The organism is Corynebacterium meridianum, from assembly GCF_016342265.1.
Classification (GTDB): Bacteria; Actinomycetota; Actinomycetes; order Mycobacteriales; family Mycobacteriaceae; genus Corynebacterium; species Corynebacterium meridianum.
Genome location: NZ_JAEIOS010000013.1, coordinates 353,866 through 372,055 on the forward strand (window position 1 = coordinate 353,866; position 18,190 = coordinate 372,055).

Below are 18,190 nucleotides of genomic sequence, written 5' to 3' on the forward strand. Positions count from 1 at the left end.
CCCACCGGCGTCGGGGTCAGCCCTCCGCGAGCGCCGCAGCCTGCACCGCGGTGCTCACAGCGGGTGCGACCCGCGCATCGAGCGGCGAGGGGACGATGTACTCGGGGTCGAGACGCTCCGCCGCGATGTCCGCGATGGCCCTCGAGGCCGCGAGTTTCATCGCCGGGGTGATCCCCGTGGCCCGGGCGGCGAGCGCCCCCTGGAAGATGCCGGGGAAGGCGAGCACGTTGTTGATCTGGTTCGGCAGGTCGCTGCGTCCGGTGGCGACAACCGCTCCGTAGCGGTACGCGAGCTCCGGGGTGATCTCCGGATCCGGGTTGGCCAGGGAGAACAGGATGGGTTCCGGAGCCATGAGTTTGAGTGCGTCCTCACCGACGTGCCCACGGGACAGTCCGATGAAGGTGTCCGCCCCGGTGAGAGCCTCGGCCACACCGCCCGAGACACGGCGGGGGTTGGTGATGCGCGCGAGCTCCTGCTTCACGGAATTCAACGGGGTGCGGTCGGGATGGATGATCCCCCTCGAATCCAGCATCACGATGTCCCGGATACCCGCGTGGATGAGCATCTTCGCGCACGCGACGCCCGCGGCGCCGGCCCCGGAGATGACGACCTTCAGGTCCCTGAGCTTCCGGTCCAGGAGCGTGCACGCGTTACGCAGTGCGGCGGTGATCACGATGGCCGTGCCGTGCTGGTCGTCGTGCATCACGGGGATGTCGAGGGCCTCGATCAGGCGACGTTCCAGCTCGAAACAGCGCGGTGCGGAGATGTCCTCCAGGTTGATCGCGCCGAACGACGGGGCGATCGCCACGATTGTGGCGAACAGCTCGTCCACGTCGGTGGTGTCCAGCACGATGGGCACCGCGTTGAGCCCGGCGAACCGCCCGAACAGCTGCGCCTTACCCTCCATGACCGGCAACGCGGCTCGCGCGCCGATGTCCCCCAACCCCAGAACCGCACTCCCGTCCGAGATCACCGCGACGTTGCGGCCGGCCCACGTGTAGTCGTGGGAGAGCTCGGGATCCTCCCGGATCGCCTCGCACACCCGGGCCACACCGGGGGTGTAGGCGATGGACAGATCGTGGACGCTGTCCAGGGGCCGGCGGGACATCGTCCCGATCTTGCCGCCCTCGTGCGCCGCGAAGATCTCGGCGTCGGTCAGTGTCGCTGGATGGTGGTCGCTCATGGCTGGGTCCTCTACGATCCTCTGGCGGGGGAAATAAACGTGACGTCACCATTTAAACCTCCCAGGGGCGTGAAGGGGGGTGTTTCCCGTGCGGAGTGTGAGCGCATTCATACCTCCGCCCGGCCGCCGGGCCGGCCCGTCTGGCCTTCGGGAGAGAGGGTCAGGCAGGATGGGACGCATGACAGCATCCACCCCGGCGGCCCGCCGCACGCTCGACAACGCCCCCTTCCTCGACGCCGCCGCCGGCCGGACCCCCTCCCGTCCGCCGGTGTGGTTCATGCGCCAGGCGGGACGCTCGCTGCCGGAGTACCGGAAGGTCCGCGAGGGCATCGCGATGCTGGACTCCTGCTTCATGCCGGATCTTCTCGCCGAGATCACCATGCAGCCCGTCCGCAGGCACGACGTCGACGCGGCGATCCTGTTCTCCGACATCGTCGTTCCGCTCAAGGCCGCCGGCGTCGACGTGGAGATCGTCCCGGGCCGTGGCCCGGTGGTGGCACACCCGATCCGCAGTCGCGCGGACGTCGACGCGCTCCCGATCCTGGACCACGAGGTCGAACCCGTCGCCGCCGGCATCGACCTCATCCTGGATGAACTGACCGACACCCAGGCACTCATCGGCTTCGTCGGTGCGCCCTTCACCCTCGCGAGCTACCTCGTCGAAGGTGGGCCCAGCAAGAACCACCAGGTCACCAAGGCGATGATGCACGCCGACCCCGACACCTGGCACGCGCTCATGCGCCGCATCGTGCCCACGGTCACCGCCTTCCTCCGCACCCAGGTCACCGCCGGAATCGACGCCATGCAGCTGTTCGACTCCTGGGCTGGATTCCTCACCGAACGCGACTACCGGGACCACGTCCTGCCGTACTCGACCGAGATCCTGGCGAGCATCGCCGGGGAGATCCCGCGCATCCACTTCGGCGTCACCACCGGCGAACTACTCGGTTCCATGGCGGAGGCCGGCAGTGAGGTCATGGGCGTCGACTGGCGTGTACCCCTCGACGAGGCCGCCCGCCGCATCCACGCCACCGCCGGACCGAAGGTCCTGCAGGGCAACCTCGACCCCGCCCTCCTGTTCGCCGGGGAGCAGGTCGTCGAACGGGAGATCACCCGAATCCGGGCCGAAGCCACCGCCGCGATCTCCGCCGGGGACGCCACCGGACACATCTTCAATCTCGGACACGGAGTGCTCCCGGACACCGACCCCGACGCGATCACCGCCGCCGTCGCCGCGATCCACGCCGGATAGAAAAGACGCTCGCTCCACACGCCACGAGCCGCGGGAACCGTGGCGCGCCGGGGTACTAGGCTTGGGCGGGAAACACCCGAACACCAACCAGCACCCTTCCCACAGGAGCACTGTCTAACCCGTGAGCACCTCGTACGCCATCATCGGAGCCGGACTCGCCGGCCTCACCGCAGCCCGGGAGATCCACACCCTGGACCCCGACGCGCACATCGACGTCTTCGAGGCCACCGACCGCATCGGCGGCAAACTGCACACCGTCGCCTTCGACGCGGGACCGACCGACATGGGCGCCGAGGCATACCTCGCGTTCCGCGCCGACGCGACGGAGTTCTTCACCGAACTCGGCCTCGCCGACCGCATCGTGCACCCCGGGCCGCACACCTCGATGATCTACTCCGGTGGGCGACTCCACCCCCTGCCGCACGACACCGTCATGGGCATCCCCTCCGCCTCGGCGTCCCTGGGGGATCTCGTCGGGCAGGACACCCGCGCCCGGATCGACGCCGAGGGCGACGCACCCGGCATCGACTGGACCGTCGGCGCGGACACCAGCGTCGGCAGTTTGGTGCGCGCGCGCTTCGGCGACGACGTCGTCGATCACGTCGTCTCAGCACTCCTCGGCGGCGTGTACTCCTGCCCCGCAGATGAACTCGGACTGCGTGCCACCGTGCCGCAGCTCGCCGCGGAACTCGACGACCTCGCCGAGGCCGGGGAGAGAGTCACCCTGAGCCGTGCGCTGAAGAGCCTCGACGAGAAGAAGCGGTCCCGCAAGACCCTCACCCCGAAAGAGAAGCTCACCCCGGAGAAGACCCCCGTGTTCGGCGCGTTCCGCGGTGGATACGCCGAGCTCTACGAGGAACTCGCCGAACAGTCCGGGGCGGACATCCACCTCGACACCTTCGTCTCCGGGATCGTGCCCGGGGACGGGCGGTACCGGATCACCGGGGCCGGCGACACCGCCTACGACCGGGTACTGATCACCGTCCCGGCCCCCACCGCAGCAGTCCTCCTGCGCGACGTCGCCCCCGATGCCGCGACCGCAGCGCGGGCCGTGAAACTGTCCTCCTCCGTCGTCGTCGGCATGCGCTTCGACTCCGGTGACAGCCTGCCCGACCACTCCGGGATCCTCATCGCCGCCGATGAACCCGACATGCACGCCAAGGCGTTCACCTTCTCCTCGAAGAAGTGGCCGCACATCGGCGAACGGGGAGGGGCCTTCGTCCGAGCCTCCTTCGGCACCTTCGGCGACGACTCCATGCTGAAGATCGGGGAGGACGAACTCGTCGATCACGCCCTCGACGACCTGCAGAAAATCACCGGGTTCGACGGGCGCGCCGCCGGACTCTCCGAGATCTACACCCAGTACTGGTGGGGCGGGCTGCCCCGATTCTCCGACACCCACCTCGACACCGTCGCCACCGTGCGCACCGCGGTCGATGCGGTTCCGACCGTCGACGTCGCGGGCGCCTGGGTCGACGGTGTGGGCGTTCCGGCGGTCATCGCCGGAGCACGTGCGGCGGCGCGGCGGCTCGCGGGAGTGAACTAGCCCGGGATCTGCCACAACGGCAGGTCCCGCCAATTCTCGGGTGCACCGGTTCGGGTGAACGGCACCAGCTCATTGTGCGGAAAAGACTCCAGTACCAGAGGGATTCGGGTTCCGTCCGACAATCCGTACTCATGGTGCAGATACTGGATCAGTGTCAGTTGTCCGAACGCTCTGTTGCCCGATTCCCGGACAGGCCGCAGTCGGTGATCATCGTTGATCTTGGGTTTGATGTCATATACCCGGTTGAACATCCGGGAATGGTGAGCGCAGTAGTTGCGGACGATATTGAGTGACTTCAACCATGAACCGAACTGTGGGCCTGTCAGGTTCACCCGGTCCGAGATCCGGTTCTGCACCGCTCTCGGGGACATTGAGTAAAGGTGTGAGAGTCCACCCCAGTCCAGAACCTCCACTGTGGCCCACACGGGAAGATCACCGCCGTACTTGTTGCGGTGGTGGGCGACGAAATCCTCCCTGGATCTCGCTACGGTGCTCCTGTACCTATCCAGCCAAATGTCGTGTCTTGTGTCTGGTTTTCTCTTTGGAATCTGTCGTGCGGACGGCCCGAGCTTCGTGGCGCTGAGGTGTATGAGTGGGTCGATACTGCCGAGCTCGTGGCCGAGAGATGCGCGAACCGCCAGTTCAACAGTGCTCAGTTCATCGAAAACAGCTGCTCTGAGACGGGAGTCAAAGTCGTAGAGCTTCACCACCGTCTCAAAGGTTGAGCCTTCCTGAAACCGGTCGAGACTTCGTCCGTTGGCGCGGTTAAAGACCCGCAGTGGGAACCAGTATCCGGACAATCTGTAGTAGCTCACCTTGCGGAGGGTTGCAATTGCCTCATCCGTGTCGTCCACGTGCATGCCCCTGGAGACCAACAGCTCGAGCTGTGCCTCGTGTGAGCGGAAGGGCTTGGGGGCTGTATGCCGGAAATGTTACCCGCGAAAAACAAAGACCGGCCCTGGGCTCCCGTATGAAGCGGGCAGCGGAACCGGTCATGTTGAGGATCATGCTACCGCTGAGGGCTCTATGCAACAAGAGTCAAGTTATCCGCTGCGGAATGGTGTACTCCTGGCCAGGGGGCCCGTGCGACGTGGAGACCACGCAGGCACCGCCTACAATGGCCCCATGACTTCACGCTTTCCGACGTCCCAGAACACCGACGGCTCCGCACGCTGGTTCGAGCGTGCCCGTGCGCTCACCCCGGGCGGGGTGAACTCGCCCGTCCGGGCCTTCGGTTCCGTCGGCGGGCAGAGCCGCTTCATCGCCTCCGCCGAGGGCAGCCACCTCACCGACGTGGACGGCAACGACTACGTCGACCTGTTCTGCTCCTGGGGCCCGATGCTCATGGGCAACGCCCACCCCGAGATCGTCGCCGCCGTGCAGGACGCCGCCACCCGCGGACTGAGCTACGGCGCCCCCACCACCACCGAGGTCGAACTCGCCGAGCTCGTCGTCGAGCGCACGAGCGTCGACGAGGTCCGCCTGGTCAACTCCGGCACCGAGGCCACTATGTCGACGGTCCGACTGGCCCGCGGGTACACCGGGCGGCCGAAGGTGCTGAAGTTCGCCGGCTGCTACCACGGACACGTCGACTCGCTGCTGGTCTCCGCCGGCTCCGGCGTCGCCACGTACTCCCTCCCCGACTCGCCAGGGGTCACCGGGGCGACCGCGCAGGACACGATCGTCGTGCCCTACAACGACCTGGACGCCGTGCGCGCCGCCTTCGCCGAGAACGCCGGTGAGATCGCCTGCATCATCACCGAGGCCGCAGCCGGAAACATGGGCACCGTCGCCCCTGCCCCCGGCTTCAATGCCGCGCTGAAGGAGATCGCCCACGACGACGGCGCACTCCTGATCATCGACGAGGTCATGACCGGCTTCCGCACCTCCTACTCCGGTTGGTACGGCGTCGACGGGGTCTCCGGAGATCTGACGACCTTCGGCAAGGTCATCTCCGGTGGTCTGCCGGCGGCGGCCTTCGGCGGCCGCCGCGACATCATGGAACGTCTGGCCCCCGGCGGACCCGTCTACCAGGCGGGAACCCTCTCCGGAAACCCCGTCGCCGTGGCCGCGGGCATGGCGTCACTGCGTCTCGCCACACCGGAGATCTACGACACGGTGAATGCCAACGCCGACCGGCTCGACGCCCTCGTGTCCGAGGCCCTGACCCGCGAGGGTGTGGTCCACCACATCCAGCGCGCCTCCAACATGCTCTCCGTCCGCTTCGCCGACGGGGAGGGCCGGAACTTCGCGGACATGCAGGCCGCGGACACCTTCCGCTTCCCGCCGTTCTTCCACGCACTGCTGGACAACGGGGTGTTCGTCTCCCCGTCCGTGTTCGAGACCTGGTTCGTCTCCTCAGCGCTCACCGACGACGACTTCGCGCGTATCGAGACCGCCCTCATTCCCGCGGCGAAGGCCGCCGCCGCGGCCACCGCCTGATCCAGCCACAGCACCACACCACGACCGAAAGCGCCCCATGAGCACCACGATCGTCCACCTCGTCCGGCACGGAGAGGTCTTCAACCCCGAACGCATCCTCTACGGAAGGATCCCCGGATACCGGCTCTCCGCCAGGGGACGCAGCCAGGCCGCCTGCACCGCGGCCAGTTTCACCGGCCACGACGTCACGGTTCTCCGCGCCTCGCCCCTGCAGCGGGCTCAGGAGACCGCGGAGCCCTTCGCCCGGATCACCGGCTGCCAAATCGACACCGACGAGAATCTGCTCGAGGCGGGGAACCGGTTCGAGGGACTGCGGACCAAGGGGTGGCGGTCCCAGCTGTGGAACCCCTCCCGGTGGCCGCTGTTGGCCCGCCCGTGGGAACCGAGCTGGGGTGAGCCCTACACCGAGATCGCCGAACGGATGATGACCGCGGTGGAGAACGCGAGGCACGACGCCGAGGGACACGAGGCCATCCTCGTCAGCCACCAGCTGCCAGTCGTCTGCGTGCAGCGTACCGTCCGGGAACTGCCGCTGGCGCACCTGTCCCGTCAGTGCAACCTCGCCTCCGTGACCTCCCTGGTGTTCCAGGACAGGGAGATCAGCGACATCTACTACACGGAACCCGCGCAGGAGATCTGACGATGCCCTCCCGCCCCAGCCGCACACTCACCGCAGCACTGGTGGCCACGGCGATCCTGATCGCAGGCTGCTCCACCGACGACGGAGACACTCCCGCTGCCACGGTGGAGACGTTCCAGTTCGCCTCACCCGGCGGCGCCCTCGAGATCACCTATCCCGAGGAGGAACGCCGCCCGGTCACCCCGTTCTCCGGGGAATCGCTGAAGAACCCGGGGGAGACCATCAACCTGTCCGACTACGACGGCCAGGTCGTCGTCCTGAACGCCTGGGGCCAGTGGTGCGGACCGTGCCGCACGGAATCCGACGACCTCCAGGTGGTACAGGAGACGCTCGAGGGTCACGGGGGCACTGTCCTCGGGATCAACGTCCGGGACTACGCCCCGGAGATCTCCCGCGACTTCATGGCGGACAACGGGCTGACATACCCCTCCATCTACGATCCGCCGTTCAAGACAGCGGCGGCCCTCGGCGGCATCCCCGCCTCCGTGATCCCCACGACGATCGTCCTCGACAGGAAACATCGTCCCGCGGCCGTGTTCCTCCGGGAGATCACCGCCGATGACATCCTCGCGGTCACCGGACCGCTCCTGGAGGAGGCCCCGTGACCGAAGGTCTCATCCTGCTCGCGGACGCCGGGTTCGGTTCCCGTGTCGCCGATGCAGCGGTGTCCGGTCCGCTGCTGCTCGGCCTGCTCGCGGCGGCCCTCGCCGGGCTGGTGTCCTTCGCCAGCCCCTGCGTCGTCCCCCTCGTTCCCGGATACATGTCCTACCTCGCCGGCGTCGTCGGCGGGGAGATGGAGTACACACCCGACAGCGGTCCCCGCGTCGCCAGACGCGGTCGGTGGCGCGTCGCGGGCGCGGCGCTCCTGTTCGTCCTGGGGTTCACCGTCATCTTCGTCCTCGCCACCGCCACCGTGTTCGGTGCGATCAGCGCCCTGACCCTCAACGCCGAACTGCTCCAACGCATCGGCGGAGTGGTCACCGTCATCATGGGTGTCGCGTTCCTCGGATTCATCCGGCCCCTCCAGACCGAGCGGCGGATCCACCCCCGCCAGTGGTCCACCTGGGTCGGCGCGCCCCTTCTCGGCGGTGTGTTCGCGCTCGGATGGACCCCGTGCCTGGGCCCGACCCTCGCCGCGATCATCTCCGTCTCCGTCGGAACGGAGGGCATGACCGCTGCGCGCGGCGTCGCGCTCATCGTCGCCTACTGCCTGGGCCTGGGACTTCCATTCATCATCGTGGCACTCGGATCAGCCTCCGCCATGCGCGGTATCGGTTGGCTGCGGAGACACTCCCGCACCATCCAAGTCATCGGCGGAGTGACCCTGATTCTCGTCGGACTCGCACTCGTCAGCGGCCAGTGGGCGCACTTCATCAACTGGGTCCGGCAGTGGACCGTCGAATACGGCGGAACACTGATCTAAACGGCCCGGAACGTTACCGGTGAGGCCCGGTCGGTGGCACCCACCCCGGATGGTGCAGGTATTCAGATCCACGAATCAGGCCGCTGGTGTCGTCACTGGTAGATTGACACGTCGATGATCCATCCGGGGCCAGTCACCCCGGCACCCGTTTCCCTGTTGGAGGACGAAGACCCCGACGATGCTGACCACCCTCTCCAGGTATCCGCTCAAGGCATGGCGCTGGCTCACCAGCATGCGCACCGCCCTGGCCCTGTTGTTCCTCCTCGCGTTCGGCGCGATCCCCGGTGCCCTGCTGCCGCAACGCCAGCTCAATGAGCAGACGGTCACGGACTACATCGAGGCGAACGGCCGGGTAGCGGAGATCTACGACCGGCTCGAACTGTTCGACGTGTTCAGTTCCAGCTGGTACACCGCAATCTACGTCCTGTTGTTCATCTCCCTGATCGGCTGCATCCTCCCGCGCTCCTTCGAGCACTACCGTTCCATGCGCAGTCGGCCCGTGCGGACACCACGCAACCTGTCTCGGCTTCCGCACCACGGTTCCGGGCGGGTGAAAGAAGCGCCCGATGAGCTGATCGCCCGTGCTCGCGTCCTGCTCCGGGGGTGGCGTGTGGCGGAATACAATGCGGAGGAGGACCGCGCAGGGGCGAGGTCACTGTCCGCAGAGCGCGGATACGCACGCGAATTCGGCAACCTCGTGTTCCACCTCGGCCTGGTCGGAATCCTGTTCACCATCGGTCTCGGCAGGCTGGTGTACTACGAGGGACAGGTCATAGTCGTGGCTGGAGCGGACAACTCCCAGTTCTGCAACACCGCCTTCGCCAACTACGACTCCTACAGGTGGGGAACGCTGGTCGACGGCACCGACCTTTCCCCGTTCTGCGTGGAGGTCGAGGATTTCACCGCCGATTACCTGGCCAACGGCCAAGCGGAGATGTTCACGTCGAACATCCGCTGGGCGAAGGGTGATGACATCTTCAGCGACCCCTCGGACTGGGAGCCCTACACCCTCCAGGTGAACCATCCCCTGCGGATTGAGGGCGACCGGATCTATCTCCAGGGCCACGGATTCGCCCCCCAGATCACGGTGACCTGGCCGAACGGGGAGTCCCGCACCCAGATGGTGCAGTTCCGACCCGATGACCTGACCTACTTCCTTTCCTCCGGGGCGATGCGCTTCGATCCTCCAGCGGGCATGTATCCCGACCTGTTCGAGCGACGCCAGAACCAGATCGGAATACAGGGGCTCTTCGCCCCCACCGCCCAGTTCACCGGTGAAAACGGGGAACTCCTGAGCTCCGCGTTCCCCGCCATGCGTGATCCCGCACTCGCGATCGACATCTACCGCGGCGACACGGGACTCGACGCGGGCCGGGGACAGAGCATCTTCAGCCTCGACTCCGGACAGATCCACAGCGGTGCGATGCAGAAGATCGAGCGCGTGAATCTGTTGCGCGGGGAATCCGTGACCCTGGATGACGGCACGCGTGTGACGTTCGACGGCGCGAATGAGTTCGTCAACCTCCAGATCAGCCACGACCCGACCCAGCGGTGGGTTCTCGTCAGCGCCATAGCGATGCTCGGCGGACTCGTGCTCTCCCTCGCCGTGAAACGGCGCCGCGTCTGGGTGCGCGTCCGCAGCGACGAGAACGGGGAGACGGTCGTCGAGACCGCCGGGCTCTCCCGCACCGACAGCGCCGGATGGGGTGAGGAACACGGTCGATTCCACCGCAGACTGCTCGGTCTCCCGGAGGATGAAGGGGACGACGACGAGTGACTTCCCGGGTGGAACCGTCTGATTGAGGTAGCGTAAGCTGGACCTTTGAACAACTGTGGCGGCTTGAGCCACGGTCAGGAACATGTGACACCGAGAGTTGGATCTGATGCCCGTCAACAGCAACCTGGCGTATTTCTCCGATCTGTCGTACCGGACCGCGTTCGTGATCTACGTCATCGGTCTCGTCATCGCGCTCGTCTACTACATCCGTCGTTCAAGCCAGGTCGCCGCAGAGACCACCGGAGTGCGTGAGCGTGAACTGGTCGGTGCCGCCGGAACCGGGACGGTCGCCGGAGATCCGCCACCGCCACCTGTCGGGAATGCGGGGCCGGTGCACGGCGTCGACAAGCTCGGTGGAATGGTCCAGTCCATGCTGTGGCTCGGACTCATCCTCCAGGGGGCGTCCATCGTGCTGCGCGGCCTGTCGGCGGGCCGGTTCCCCTGGGGCAACCTCTACGAGTACATCTCACTCGTCACCTTCCTCACCATGGCGATCGCCGCACTCGTGATCCAGCGGAAGGACCTGCGTGCCATGTGGCCCTGGCTGCTGGTACCCGTTCTCATCCTCATGTTCTACGGCGGAACGAAACTGCATGTCGCCTCGGGGCCGGTGGTTCCCGCACTCCGGTCGTTCTGGCTGCCGATCCACGTGTCGATCGTGTCCTTCGGTGCCGGAATCTGCATGCTCTCCGGTGTCGCGTCGATGCTCTACCTGTTCCGCCAGGCACAGCCCAAGGGGGAGGAACGCGGCAGGATCGGCGAGATTCTCCGGCCGCTTCCCGGTGCCGACACCCTCGATCGGATCGCCTACCGCGCCGCCACCTGGGCGGTCCCGGTATTCGGTCTCGGGGTCATCCTCGGTGCCCTCTGGGCGGAATCCGCCTGGGGGCGCTTCTGGGGCTGGGACCCGAAGGAGACGATGTCCTTCGTCACCTGGATCCTCTACGCCGCGTACCTCCACGCCCGTTCGACACCGAGCTGGCGCAAGGCAGCCCCGTGGATCAACATCGCGGGCCTCGCGGCGATGGTCTTCAACCTCTTCTTCATCAACCTGGTGACCGCCGGCCTGCACTCCTACGCGGGCCTGGCCAACTGACACCCTGATCGGATACCGAAAACCCTCCCCGTCGCGGGAGGGTTTTTCTGTGGAGGGGGATGAGACTCAAGATGAAACCAGAGACGGCGCACCTGAACGGAGGGAGATATCTGCGAATCTTGATCATGCTCTAAATAAATGGAGCTATCTATGGGTATTGGAATTGATGAAATCACCCCCAAATCCAACGGTATATATTGCGGGCGAGCGGCTCCTAATTCCCAATAGTGCACCGAAACGACATTTGAGGCACAAAAATACCAATGCACAACCTTGCCAAAAAGTGTCCTCGGAGCAGGTACTACTTTCGAGAATTAGAATCCACCCCTCCCGTTGTCATGGGTCTACTTTGGGAGGGGCAACTACCTTCGTTTGGTGTGCCCGTCACGGTATTAAGCCTCGTTAACCGGCGCACCTCGATACCCCCAGGAGAGTGCGAATGAAACGACCGAATTCAGGATTCCGGGCAATGGGGACCTCCAGGGTCAGCCGTGTGAAATACATCGCGGCAGTGGCGTCAGTAGCGCTACTGGCTCCCACCATCGTGGTGGTCCAACCTCCTTTGGTTGGTGCAATCGCGAACGCCGACGAAGTAGAGGGGAACGGTAGTCGGGCAGACCTTGTCATACCCTGGTACGGGCAGACCGTGGCGGGCGTCGGGGTTGACGTGACATCGTGCATCGGTATGGACGATCCGCTGACGCCTGAGTATCAGGAAGACTATTCGGCCAGTCGCTTCGGTGTCGTCTCCTTTAAACTTGGCGATGGCGCACCTGAAGGGGCGGAGGTCGACGACTACGGGACGGTCACACTCACCGCAACGTCTGATCAGCTGGGAACACTCGTCGAGGTTCCGGTGGTACTAACATATGATGACGGTTCAACCGGAGAGGCGGCGGCAAGTTTCGACGTCGCCAAATTCAGTGAGTACTATGATCTCCGGTACAGCGATACGCACATCGAGAATCCGATGCTTCCCAGCGGGGTGCCACTGAGGTTCCTGACCCATGACGGAACGCCCCGCTACGGTGAAGCGGCACTGGAGTCCGTTGAACTGGCTGAGCCGGTAGACGGAATAGTTGTGCACTCCAATGGGTCGATAGTGGTCCAGGCAACCTACGGCCAGTACGGGAAAACAATTGAAGTTCCCCTCAACGTCACATATGTGGACAAGTCTGCTGAGAGAATCAATGTTGCACTGACGATTGACTGACGATTGCAAGTGCGGAAGAAATCGCAGTCAGCTACCTCGGAACGAAATCGGCACTCGTCGGAATGCCGGTAACTATTCAACTCGAAGGCACCGGCACCTACGGGGGGCCGAAATACGGCTCAGAACTCGTAACCGTTTCGATCCCCGAGGATGACTCGGATATTACCCTGAATGCCGAAGATGGAACGGCCGCGCTCACGTGGACTCCCACCGCCGATGACCTAGATAAAACCAGAACTGTTCCGGTTACTTTTTCTGCTGAGAGAAGAGTAATTCGCGTAGTTGATGCCGTATTCGAAGTACGTCCCGCAACTGAAGTCTTATCGTTTGACTATTATTCTGCGGGACGGTTGATTTATGGCGGTTCCGGAGAATTTGGTCCTACATGGACCTACCTGTTTTACAGCAGTGGTTTAGATGAAGCAGGCGTCACCTATAGGCTTGACCGCGAAAAGACTACGGAGGGTATCTCAATTGATGTCCAAAGTGGGAGAGTAATGGCGGAACCGGAACTCACAGAAAAGACAAATGAAGCCACTTTTGCTGTCATCGCAACACTTCCAAATGGCGAAGAGGTCCATTCGGAAGTTAAAACGTTGACTATCTTGTCGATTGCTGAAGCAATTGACATTCGGTATCCGGATGAAGTGCTTCAGTTGGATCCGGGAAAGTCTGGAAAGCTCGAACCAAATGAGGAACCAAGCGGTTACTGGACCGGTGACCAACCCGAAAAAATCGTCGCAAGCTACAACTTGGTCGATTCGCCCGACGAGAGATTATCAATCGATGAATCCACGGGCGTCGTCACACTGGATGCCTCGGCCAGTGATGATGAGGGATTCGTTCTTGCGAACGTGGAAGTTTCCTACGTCGATGGAACAAAAGAGCGGTCCGGAGCCGCCTTCGTAGTAGGAGATCCTCCGCAAGATGCTGATCAATACCGTGTTAACACCGACGAAGTAACCGGGTATACAGGTCAAACTGTACAGATCTATGAAATTGAGGTCGAAAAAACCTACGGTCACGATCTGCAAAGGTGGCAGATATTGCAACTTCTTGAAAGTTGCGAGTTTCACGAAGGTGCTGAGTGGGAGATATCCAATCAGCCCGATAAAAGCTGCTCGGGCGGCGGAATAGAGGTACTTGGAAACGCGGAAGGAGATTTCGCTACTCCAGCTACGTTGACATTCAAAGATGGCTCAAAATTCGAATTTGAGTAATCCGTCAAAGTAACTTCAATGAAGGACGCTCTCGACCCGTATATCGGTGAAATTGAATTCGCTGTCCCGGGGGAGACTTACTCAAGGTACTTGCAATTTGAAGGTCCGTACATGAATACCCCGGATTCGGATCGTTATGTTGTCGATCTGAAAGAACCACCAGCGGGCGGTAAGAGCTACGGATTCAACAGTCTGGATTCAGTGTCTTACACTCCGAAACTGTCTGAAGCAGGCTCCGATATCGACATCCCGGTCGAGGTCATCTACGCCGATGGCACGAGTGAAGAGATTTCTTTCAAGCTCCATGTCATTGGCACAGCTGACTTGGACGGTTTTAGGATGGCCTACGGGGAGAGTAATTCCTATAGGGGCCTGGAGGCAAGTATTTCTCCACGCTTCTACAGTGGCTATGAACTTGTTGACCTGGATACAGTGCCTGAGGGTGCCGAATTTTCTCTTGAGCCGGGGTACTCGGAGGGGCTGAGGATAGACCCCAGGACTGGCATTTTTTCCTATGTTCCAAGTGGAGATGCCGAATTTGGTTCAGTGGTGGAGGGTAGTGTCATTCTCGCGATCTCGGGTCGAGATTCCAAGGTATCTTCTTTCAAATTTACCGTGAGGAAATTTGCCGGTCTCTCGTGGGGGGGGACGAGAGTGTTTCAGCGATCCTCGGGGTTCCGGCCACAACCAAGGTTGAGCCGAAGTTCTATGGAACACCGACTGATTATGATTCGATGATTCGGGAGTTGGCCCTTTCGGAGAACGCTCCGAAGAACGCGACCATCGACCCTGAAAGCGGCGAGGTGACATTCGACCCTTCGGGATTGGAAACCGGTGACTCAGCGGCGGTACCTGTGGAGGTTGTCTACGCTGATGGTTCCATTAATCGAGCGATAATCACGTTCAAATCGGTAAACCAAGCGGATTATTCGGGTTTGAACTATTCCACCCGAGAAATAGCCGTTCCCGGAGAAGTTGCTGTATCTTCTGTGCCTTCGTACACACCGATAGATTCTGCTGAAGTCCCAGTATTCTCCGTGCCTGATGCGGCTGTACCTGGGACTGAGGTGGATTCCGACGGCCGGGTTTCGATGCCCGTCCCCGACGACTATGTCGGCGGGCTCATAGGTACGATTGTCACGGCGACTTTCCCGGACGGCAGCGCCACGACAGTTCCCGTTCGATTCCGCGAAGTTCCGGACGAATCGAGGATAAGTGCTAGCTACCCCAGCAACACCGCGAGTCCCGGAGAATCGGTTCATTCCAGTGTCTCTTTCGCATTGGACTACTATCGATACATCGATGCTCCCGATGGAACCAGCTACAGGTTGGGCGGGGGCGCGCCCGAAGGAGCTACGGTCCAGGATAACGGAGACGTTGAGTTCACCGTGCCGGCTGATTCCGACAGGGGCATTGAGATTTACATTCCTGTAGTGGTCACTCTCCCCGAGGGGAGGGAGATAGAGACTCAGGTGAAGATCTCCGTTTCCTACTTCGGTGGTGCCTACGTCGCCTACAGCCCTGTCGTTGGAATCGAGCCCGGAACTACGGTTTCCACCGAGATGCCGAAAACTGTCGGAGAATATTCCGGAACCCGACGATTTGAACTGGCTGGTCGGGTTCCCGATGGCGTTTCCATCGATTCTGAGACTGGTGTCGTAAGTTTGGATGTCGGAGAAGATACTCCTAAGTTCCTCGGCGTTGATGTAAAGATTGTTTACGAGGACGGAAGTGTCGGTCGGAGTACGGCTCGTTTCTCCCGGTTGGAAGTATACAGATTTACGACTCTGTACTACCGGATTGTGGAAACGGAAGTCAAGAGAGGGCAGATTTTCCGAAGTGGTTCTCCTGTTCAAGTTTTCTCCCGTGATGCCTCCTTTGTCGATGTTCCAGCGGGTACTGTTTTCCATAAAGTGGGTCGTTGGCCATCCTGTGCGGAGCTTGACACAGATACCGGGGAGGTTACTGTTTCGCCGGACGAAGACGCTACAACCGGAAGCTACACACTCTCGGTGCGTGCTGAATATCCGTCCGGTGGTGAGAATGTAGGAGTTATCCTCTACATGATTTCGGAACGTGAGGTTGCGGAGCCGGACCGGGATATCTCAACAGTTTCTGATGAGTACGATGTCTACTACGATTCCGTTTTTGCTGGAGATACAGAATCAGATGTCGTGTCCGGAGTTCCGATGGCGGATAAAGTTGCCACCTCAGAGCGTGAGAGAATCCAGATTTCTTCGGCGGATGCAGTGAGGTTTGTGCCGGGGGAAGGGGCACCTAGCAGTGTTGAGATTGATCCCGATACCGGAAAAGTCACCCTCCGGCTGGGAGTCGATGACGCGGATAGTGTGGTCAATATTCCCGTGGCCGTCTTCTATCCTGACGGATCCGAGGATTTGGCCTATGTCGAGTTCCGAATTGGTTCTGCGCTTCCCAGGGAAGTACCTACCGCTGAAGACTATGTTGTCCAGTGTTCTCCTGAAGACGTGCGGTACCTTGGTGGACGGGTGATTCGAATTGGTAGGACGAGTTTCGAAAAGAATGGCGAGGCTACAGTGCGGATCCCTGCCGGTACCCGGTTCTCGTATTTGGGAACAGATGAGAATGTAAGGGTGAATGGAACCACCGGCGCGATAACTATCCGTCCGGATTCTTCTGAGGTCGGTACCGTCATGGAGGTCCCGGTCAGAATCAACTTCTCCGACGGTACTTTCGATGATGTGACGGTGACCTTCAACATCACCGAAGAGGCTGTTTTGGCAGACAGGGATAGATTTGACCCTGTTTATCGCCCCGTTACCGCTGCTGCCGGAGAACCCGCCACCGCGACGATTGAGTTCCCCGGTGACGTTGCCGCTGTCGGGTATGTCGTTCGGCTCGGAAATGGTGCCCCGTTTGGAGCTGAGGTTGCAGACGGCCAACGTGTGGTTTTCACACCTCGGCTCGCCGTTGACGGCCGAACCATCACGGTTCCGCTGGTCGTGACCTATGCAGATGGGACATCAGAGGAACTCAGTGCGGTGTTCCACGTCGGGTTCACGCCCGAACCCGAACCCAGCCAGCCGGTCCCCGGCGCGCCGGTCGTTGAGGACGCGGATGTGTATAAACCGGTGCTTGTGCAGGTCGTGTTCACTGATCCTGATTCCGGTAATCCGGTCGACGTTCCCGCCGGGGCTACTTTCACCGTCGGTGATTCCGCACCTGACGGAGTTCTCGTCGATCAGGATGGTTTGGTCACCTACACGCCGACTGAGAGTGACGCCGGCATGAAGGTGGAGATTCCCGTTCTGGTCAGTTTCGACGCTGGTACGGATCCACGGGTTGTGAAGATCGAGATCGAATTCTCTGCGGCAGATCCAACGTCGGAGCCCACCTCGGAGCCGACGAGTGAGCCCACCGAAACCCCGGACGTGGATCCGGAGGGCAGTTCTTCAGGAGGCGCCATCATCCAGGTCACCCGAGTCCTCTCGGTACTGTTCCTGATCGCGGTTCCGTTGATCGGGTGGCTGACAACCACCAGACAACTGAACGCCTTGTTCAATGCGCTCGGTATCAGACGATGAGAATGTACCGGTGATCGTCGGGTAGTTTCCTCAGGTAGGAGGTAAACCCCCGGGGGTTTCCTGGTTTCTCAAGACTGCTGGCAGCTGCGCGGTGTCTCGGATCAGGTGGAACGTCGTGGGTGCCGTAGGGTGTCCCGGGTAGTCCGACAACTCTATGAATCAGGAGTAATCCCTCTGTGCTGTCCGCTGTCCTTGCACTGACCGTGGTGTCCGGTGTTCTCATAGCGGTGCCCGGTCCGAGCATCGTGTTCCTCGTGGGTCAGGCACTTGCGGTGGGGCGGCGCCCTGCAATGGCCGGGGTCATGGGGAACAGTCTCGGAATCGCGTTCACGGGGGTTCTCATACTAACTGCGGTGGGGACGATTGCGGCGAGGACGACGAGTTTCCTCACCATCCTCCGTTGGGTTGGGGTGGTGGTGCTGATCGCTCTGGGATTGGTCTACATTCGCGCCGCCTGGAGATCACGTCGGCAGCCGGAGAGCCTCGATATTCCCGAGTTCGGGCCGGAAAGCAACGGTGCGCGGGCGGCATTCCTCTCCGGTCTACTCGTCGGCGCATCGAATCCGAAGGTGATCGTCATGTTCGGCACGATCATCCCCGGGTATCTGCCTGCCGACGCCGATCCTCTGCCGGGGTTGGTGATTCTCAGTCTGGTCCCCATCATCACCGGTTTCTTCATCGATGCCGCCTGGGTGGAGGCAGCGGCCCGGGTCCGCGGCTGGCTCACCGGATCCAACGGCGGAATGATGTGGATCCAGGCGACCGGCGGCCTCCTGCTTCTTCTCATGGCCGCGTTGGTCGCCGCGGGTCATTGACACCCTGTTTCCGGCACTAG

At 62.2% G+C, this 18,190-nt stretch carries 15 protein-coding genes; 13 read left to right on the plus strand and 2 right to left on the minus strand.

Annotated elements, in window-relative coordinates; translation table 11 throughout:
- Positions 1–16: 16 nt before the first annotated feature.
- The gene (locus JDV75_RS09435; protein WP_198738977.1) at positions 17–1,183 is read right to left on the minus strand and encodes an NAD(P)-dependent malic enzyme; all 1,167 of its coding nucleotides are present in this window, start codon (positions 1,181–1,183) and stop codon (positions 17–19) included.
- A gap of 178 nt (positions 1,184–1,361) precedes the next feature.
- On the opposite strand from JDV75_RS09435, the gene hemE reads away from it, so the two are divergent.
- Together hemE and JDV75_RS09445 are read left to right on the plus strand one after the other, a co-directional pair.
- Positions 1,362–2,435: a uroporphyrinogen decarboxylase gene (hemE, locus tag JDV75_RS09440; protein ID WP_198738978.1), complete on the plus strand. Its 1,074-nt coding sequence runs from the start codon at positions 1,362–1,364 to the stop codon at positions 2,433–2,435.
- 121 nt (positions 2,436–2,556) lie between these two features.
- Positions 2,557–3,981, plus strand: coding sequence for a protoporphyrinogen oxidase (locus JDV75_RS09445; protein ID WP_198738979.1), 1,425 nt, complete (start codon positions 2,557–2,559; stop codon positions 3,979–3,981).
- On the opposite strand, the gene JDV75_RS09450 is transcribed toward JDV75_RS09445, so the two are convergent.
- On the minus strand, positions 3,978–4,841 hold the full coding sequence (locus JDV75_RS09450) for an Abi family protein (protein ID WP_232958380.1): 864 nt from the start codon (positions 4,839–4,841) through the stop codon (positions 3,978–3,980). The genes JDV75_RS09445 and JDV75_RS09450 overlap by 4 nt on opposite strands.
- Positions 4,842–5,106: 265 nt before the next feature.
- Between JDV75_RS09450 and hemL the strand changes: the two genes are divergently transcribed.
- From hemL to JDV75_RS09505, 11 genes are all read left to right on the plus strand, one after another.
- On the plus strand, positions 5,107–6,423 hold the full coding sequence (gene hemL, locus JDV75_RS09455) for a glutamate-1-semialdehyde 2,1-aminomutase (RefSeq protein WP_198738980.1): 1,317 nt from the start codon (positions 5,107–5,109) through the stop codon (positions 6,421–6,423).
- A gap of 37 nt (positions 6,424–6,460) precedes the next feature.
- Positions 6,461–7,063 (plus strand): histidine phosphatase family protein, encoded by a 603-nt coding sequence (locus JDV75_RS09460; protein ID WP_198738981.1) that lies wholly within the window; start codon positions 6,461–6,463, stop codon positions 7,061–7,063.
- Positions 7,064–7,065: 2 nt separating this feature from the next.
- Positions 7,066–7,668 (plus strand): TlpA disulfide reductase family protein, encoded by a 603-nt coding sequence (locus tag JDV75_RS09465; RefSeq protein WP_198738982.1) that lies wholly within the window; start codon positions 7,066–7,068, stop codon positions 7,666–7,668.
- On the plus strand, positions 7,665–8,486 hold the full coding sequence (locus tag JDV75_RS09470) for a cytochrome c biogenesis CcdA family protein (RefSeq protein ID WP_336244324.1): 822 nt from the start codon (positions 7,665–7,667) through the stop codon (positions 8,484–8,486). The genes JDV75_RS09465 and JDV75_RS09470 overlap by 4 nt, the downstream gene beginning before the upstream one ends.
- Positions 8,487–8,664: 178 nt before the next feature.
- Positions 8,665–10,263, plus strand: a complete 1,599-nt coding sequence (gene resB / locus JDV75_RS09475; protein WP_198738983.1) for a cytochrome c biogenesis protein ResB — start codon at positions 8,665–8,667, stop codon at positions 10,261–10,263.
- 106 nt (positions 10,264–10,369) lie between these two features.
- Positions 10,370–11,359 (plus strand): c-type cytochrome biogenesis protein CcsB, encoded by a 990-nt coding sequence (gene ccsB, locus JDV75_RS09480; RefSeq protein WP_198738984.1) that lies wholly within the window; start codon positions 10,370–10,372, stop codon positions 11,357–11,359.
- Between the two features lie 439 nt (positions 11,360–11,798).
- Positions 11,799–12,572, plus strand: coding sequence for a Rib/alpha-like domain-containing protein (locus tag JDV75_RS09485; RefSeq protein WP_198738985.1), 774 nt, complete (start codon positions 11,799–11,801; stop codon positions 12,570–12,572).
- Positions 12,573–12,634: 62 nt separating this feature from the next.
- Positions 12,635–13,792 (plus strand): Rib/alpha-like domain-containing protein, encoded by a 1,158-nt coding sequence (locus tag JDV75_RS09490; RefSeq protein ID WP_198738986.1) that lies wholly within the window; start codon positions 12,635–12,637, stop codon positions 13,790–13,792.
- 18 nt (positions 13,793–13,810) lie between these two features.
- Positions 13,811–14,530 carry a hypothetical protein gene (locus tag JDV75_RS09495; RefSeq protein ID WP_198738987.1) on the plus strand — a complete coding sequence of 240 codons (720 nt, stop codon included), beginning with the start codon at positions 13,811–13,813 and terminating at the stop codon, positions 14,528–14,530.
- Positions 14,527–17,355 carry a Rib/alpha-like domain-containing protein gene (locus tag JDV75_RS09500; protein WP_198738988.1) on the plus strand — a complete coding sequence of 943 codons (2,829 nt, stop codon included), beginning with the start codon at positions 14,527–14,529 and terminating at the stop codon, positions 17,353–17,355. The genes JDV75_RS09495 and JDV75_RS09500 overlap by 4 nt, the downstream gene beginning before the upstream one ends.
- A gap of 176 nt (positions 17,356–17,531) precedes the next feature.
- Positions 17,532–18,170: a LysE family transporter gene (locus JDV75_RS09505; RefSeq protein ID WP_198738989.1), complete on the plus strand. Its 639-nt coding sequence runs from the start codon at positions 17,532–17,534 to the stop codon at positions 18,168–18,170.
- Positions 18,171–18,190 lie beyond the last annotated feature (20 nt).

Coding starts and splice junctions, on each gene's coding strand:
- JDV75_RS09435 (WP_198738977.1), bottom strand. CDS start 1,183: ATGAGCGACCACCATCCAGCGACACTGACCGACGCCGAGATCTTCGCG.
- hemE (WP_198738978.1), top strand. CDS start 1,362: ATGACAGCATCCACCCCGGCGGCCCGCCGCACGCTCGACAACGCCCCC.
- JDV75_RS09450 (WP_232958380.1), bottom strand. CDS start 4,841: ATGCACGTGGACGACACGGATGAGGCAATTGCAACCCTCCGCAAGGTG.
- hemL (WP_198738980.1), top strand. CDS start 5,107: ATGACTTCACGCTTTCCGACGTCCCAGAACACCGACGGCTCCGCACGC.
- JDV75_RS09460 (WP_198738981.1), top strand. CDS start 6,461: ATGAGCACCACGATCGTCCACCTCGTCCGGCACGGAGAGGTCTTCAAC.
- JDV75_RS09465 (WP_198738982.1), top strand. CDS start 7,066: ATGCCCTCCCGCCCCAGCCGCACACTCACCGCAGCACTGGTGGCCACG.
- resB (WP_198738983.1), top strand. CDS start 8,665: ATGCTGACCACCCTCTCCAGGTATCCGCTCAAGGCATGGCGCTGGCTC.
- ccsB (WP_198738984.1), top strand. CDS start 10,370: ATGCCCGTCAACAGCAACCTGGCGTATTTCTCCGATCTGTCGTACCGG.
- JDV75_RS09485 (WP_198738985.1), top strand. CDS start 11,799: ATGAAACGACCGAATTCAGGATTCCGGGCAATGGGGACCTCCAGGGTC.
- JDV75_RS09490 (WP_198738986.1), top strand. CDS start 12,635: ATGCCGGTAACTATTCAACTCGAAGGCACCGGCACCTACGGGGGGCCG.
- JDV75_RS09495 (WP_198738987.1), top strand. CDS start 13,811: ATGAAGGACGCTCTCGACCCGTATATCGGTGAAATTGAATTCGCTGTC.
- JDV75_RS09500 (WP_198738988.1), top strand. CDS start 14,527: ATGATTCGGGAGTTGGCCCTTTCGGAGAACGCTCCGAAGAACGCGACC.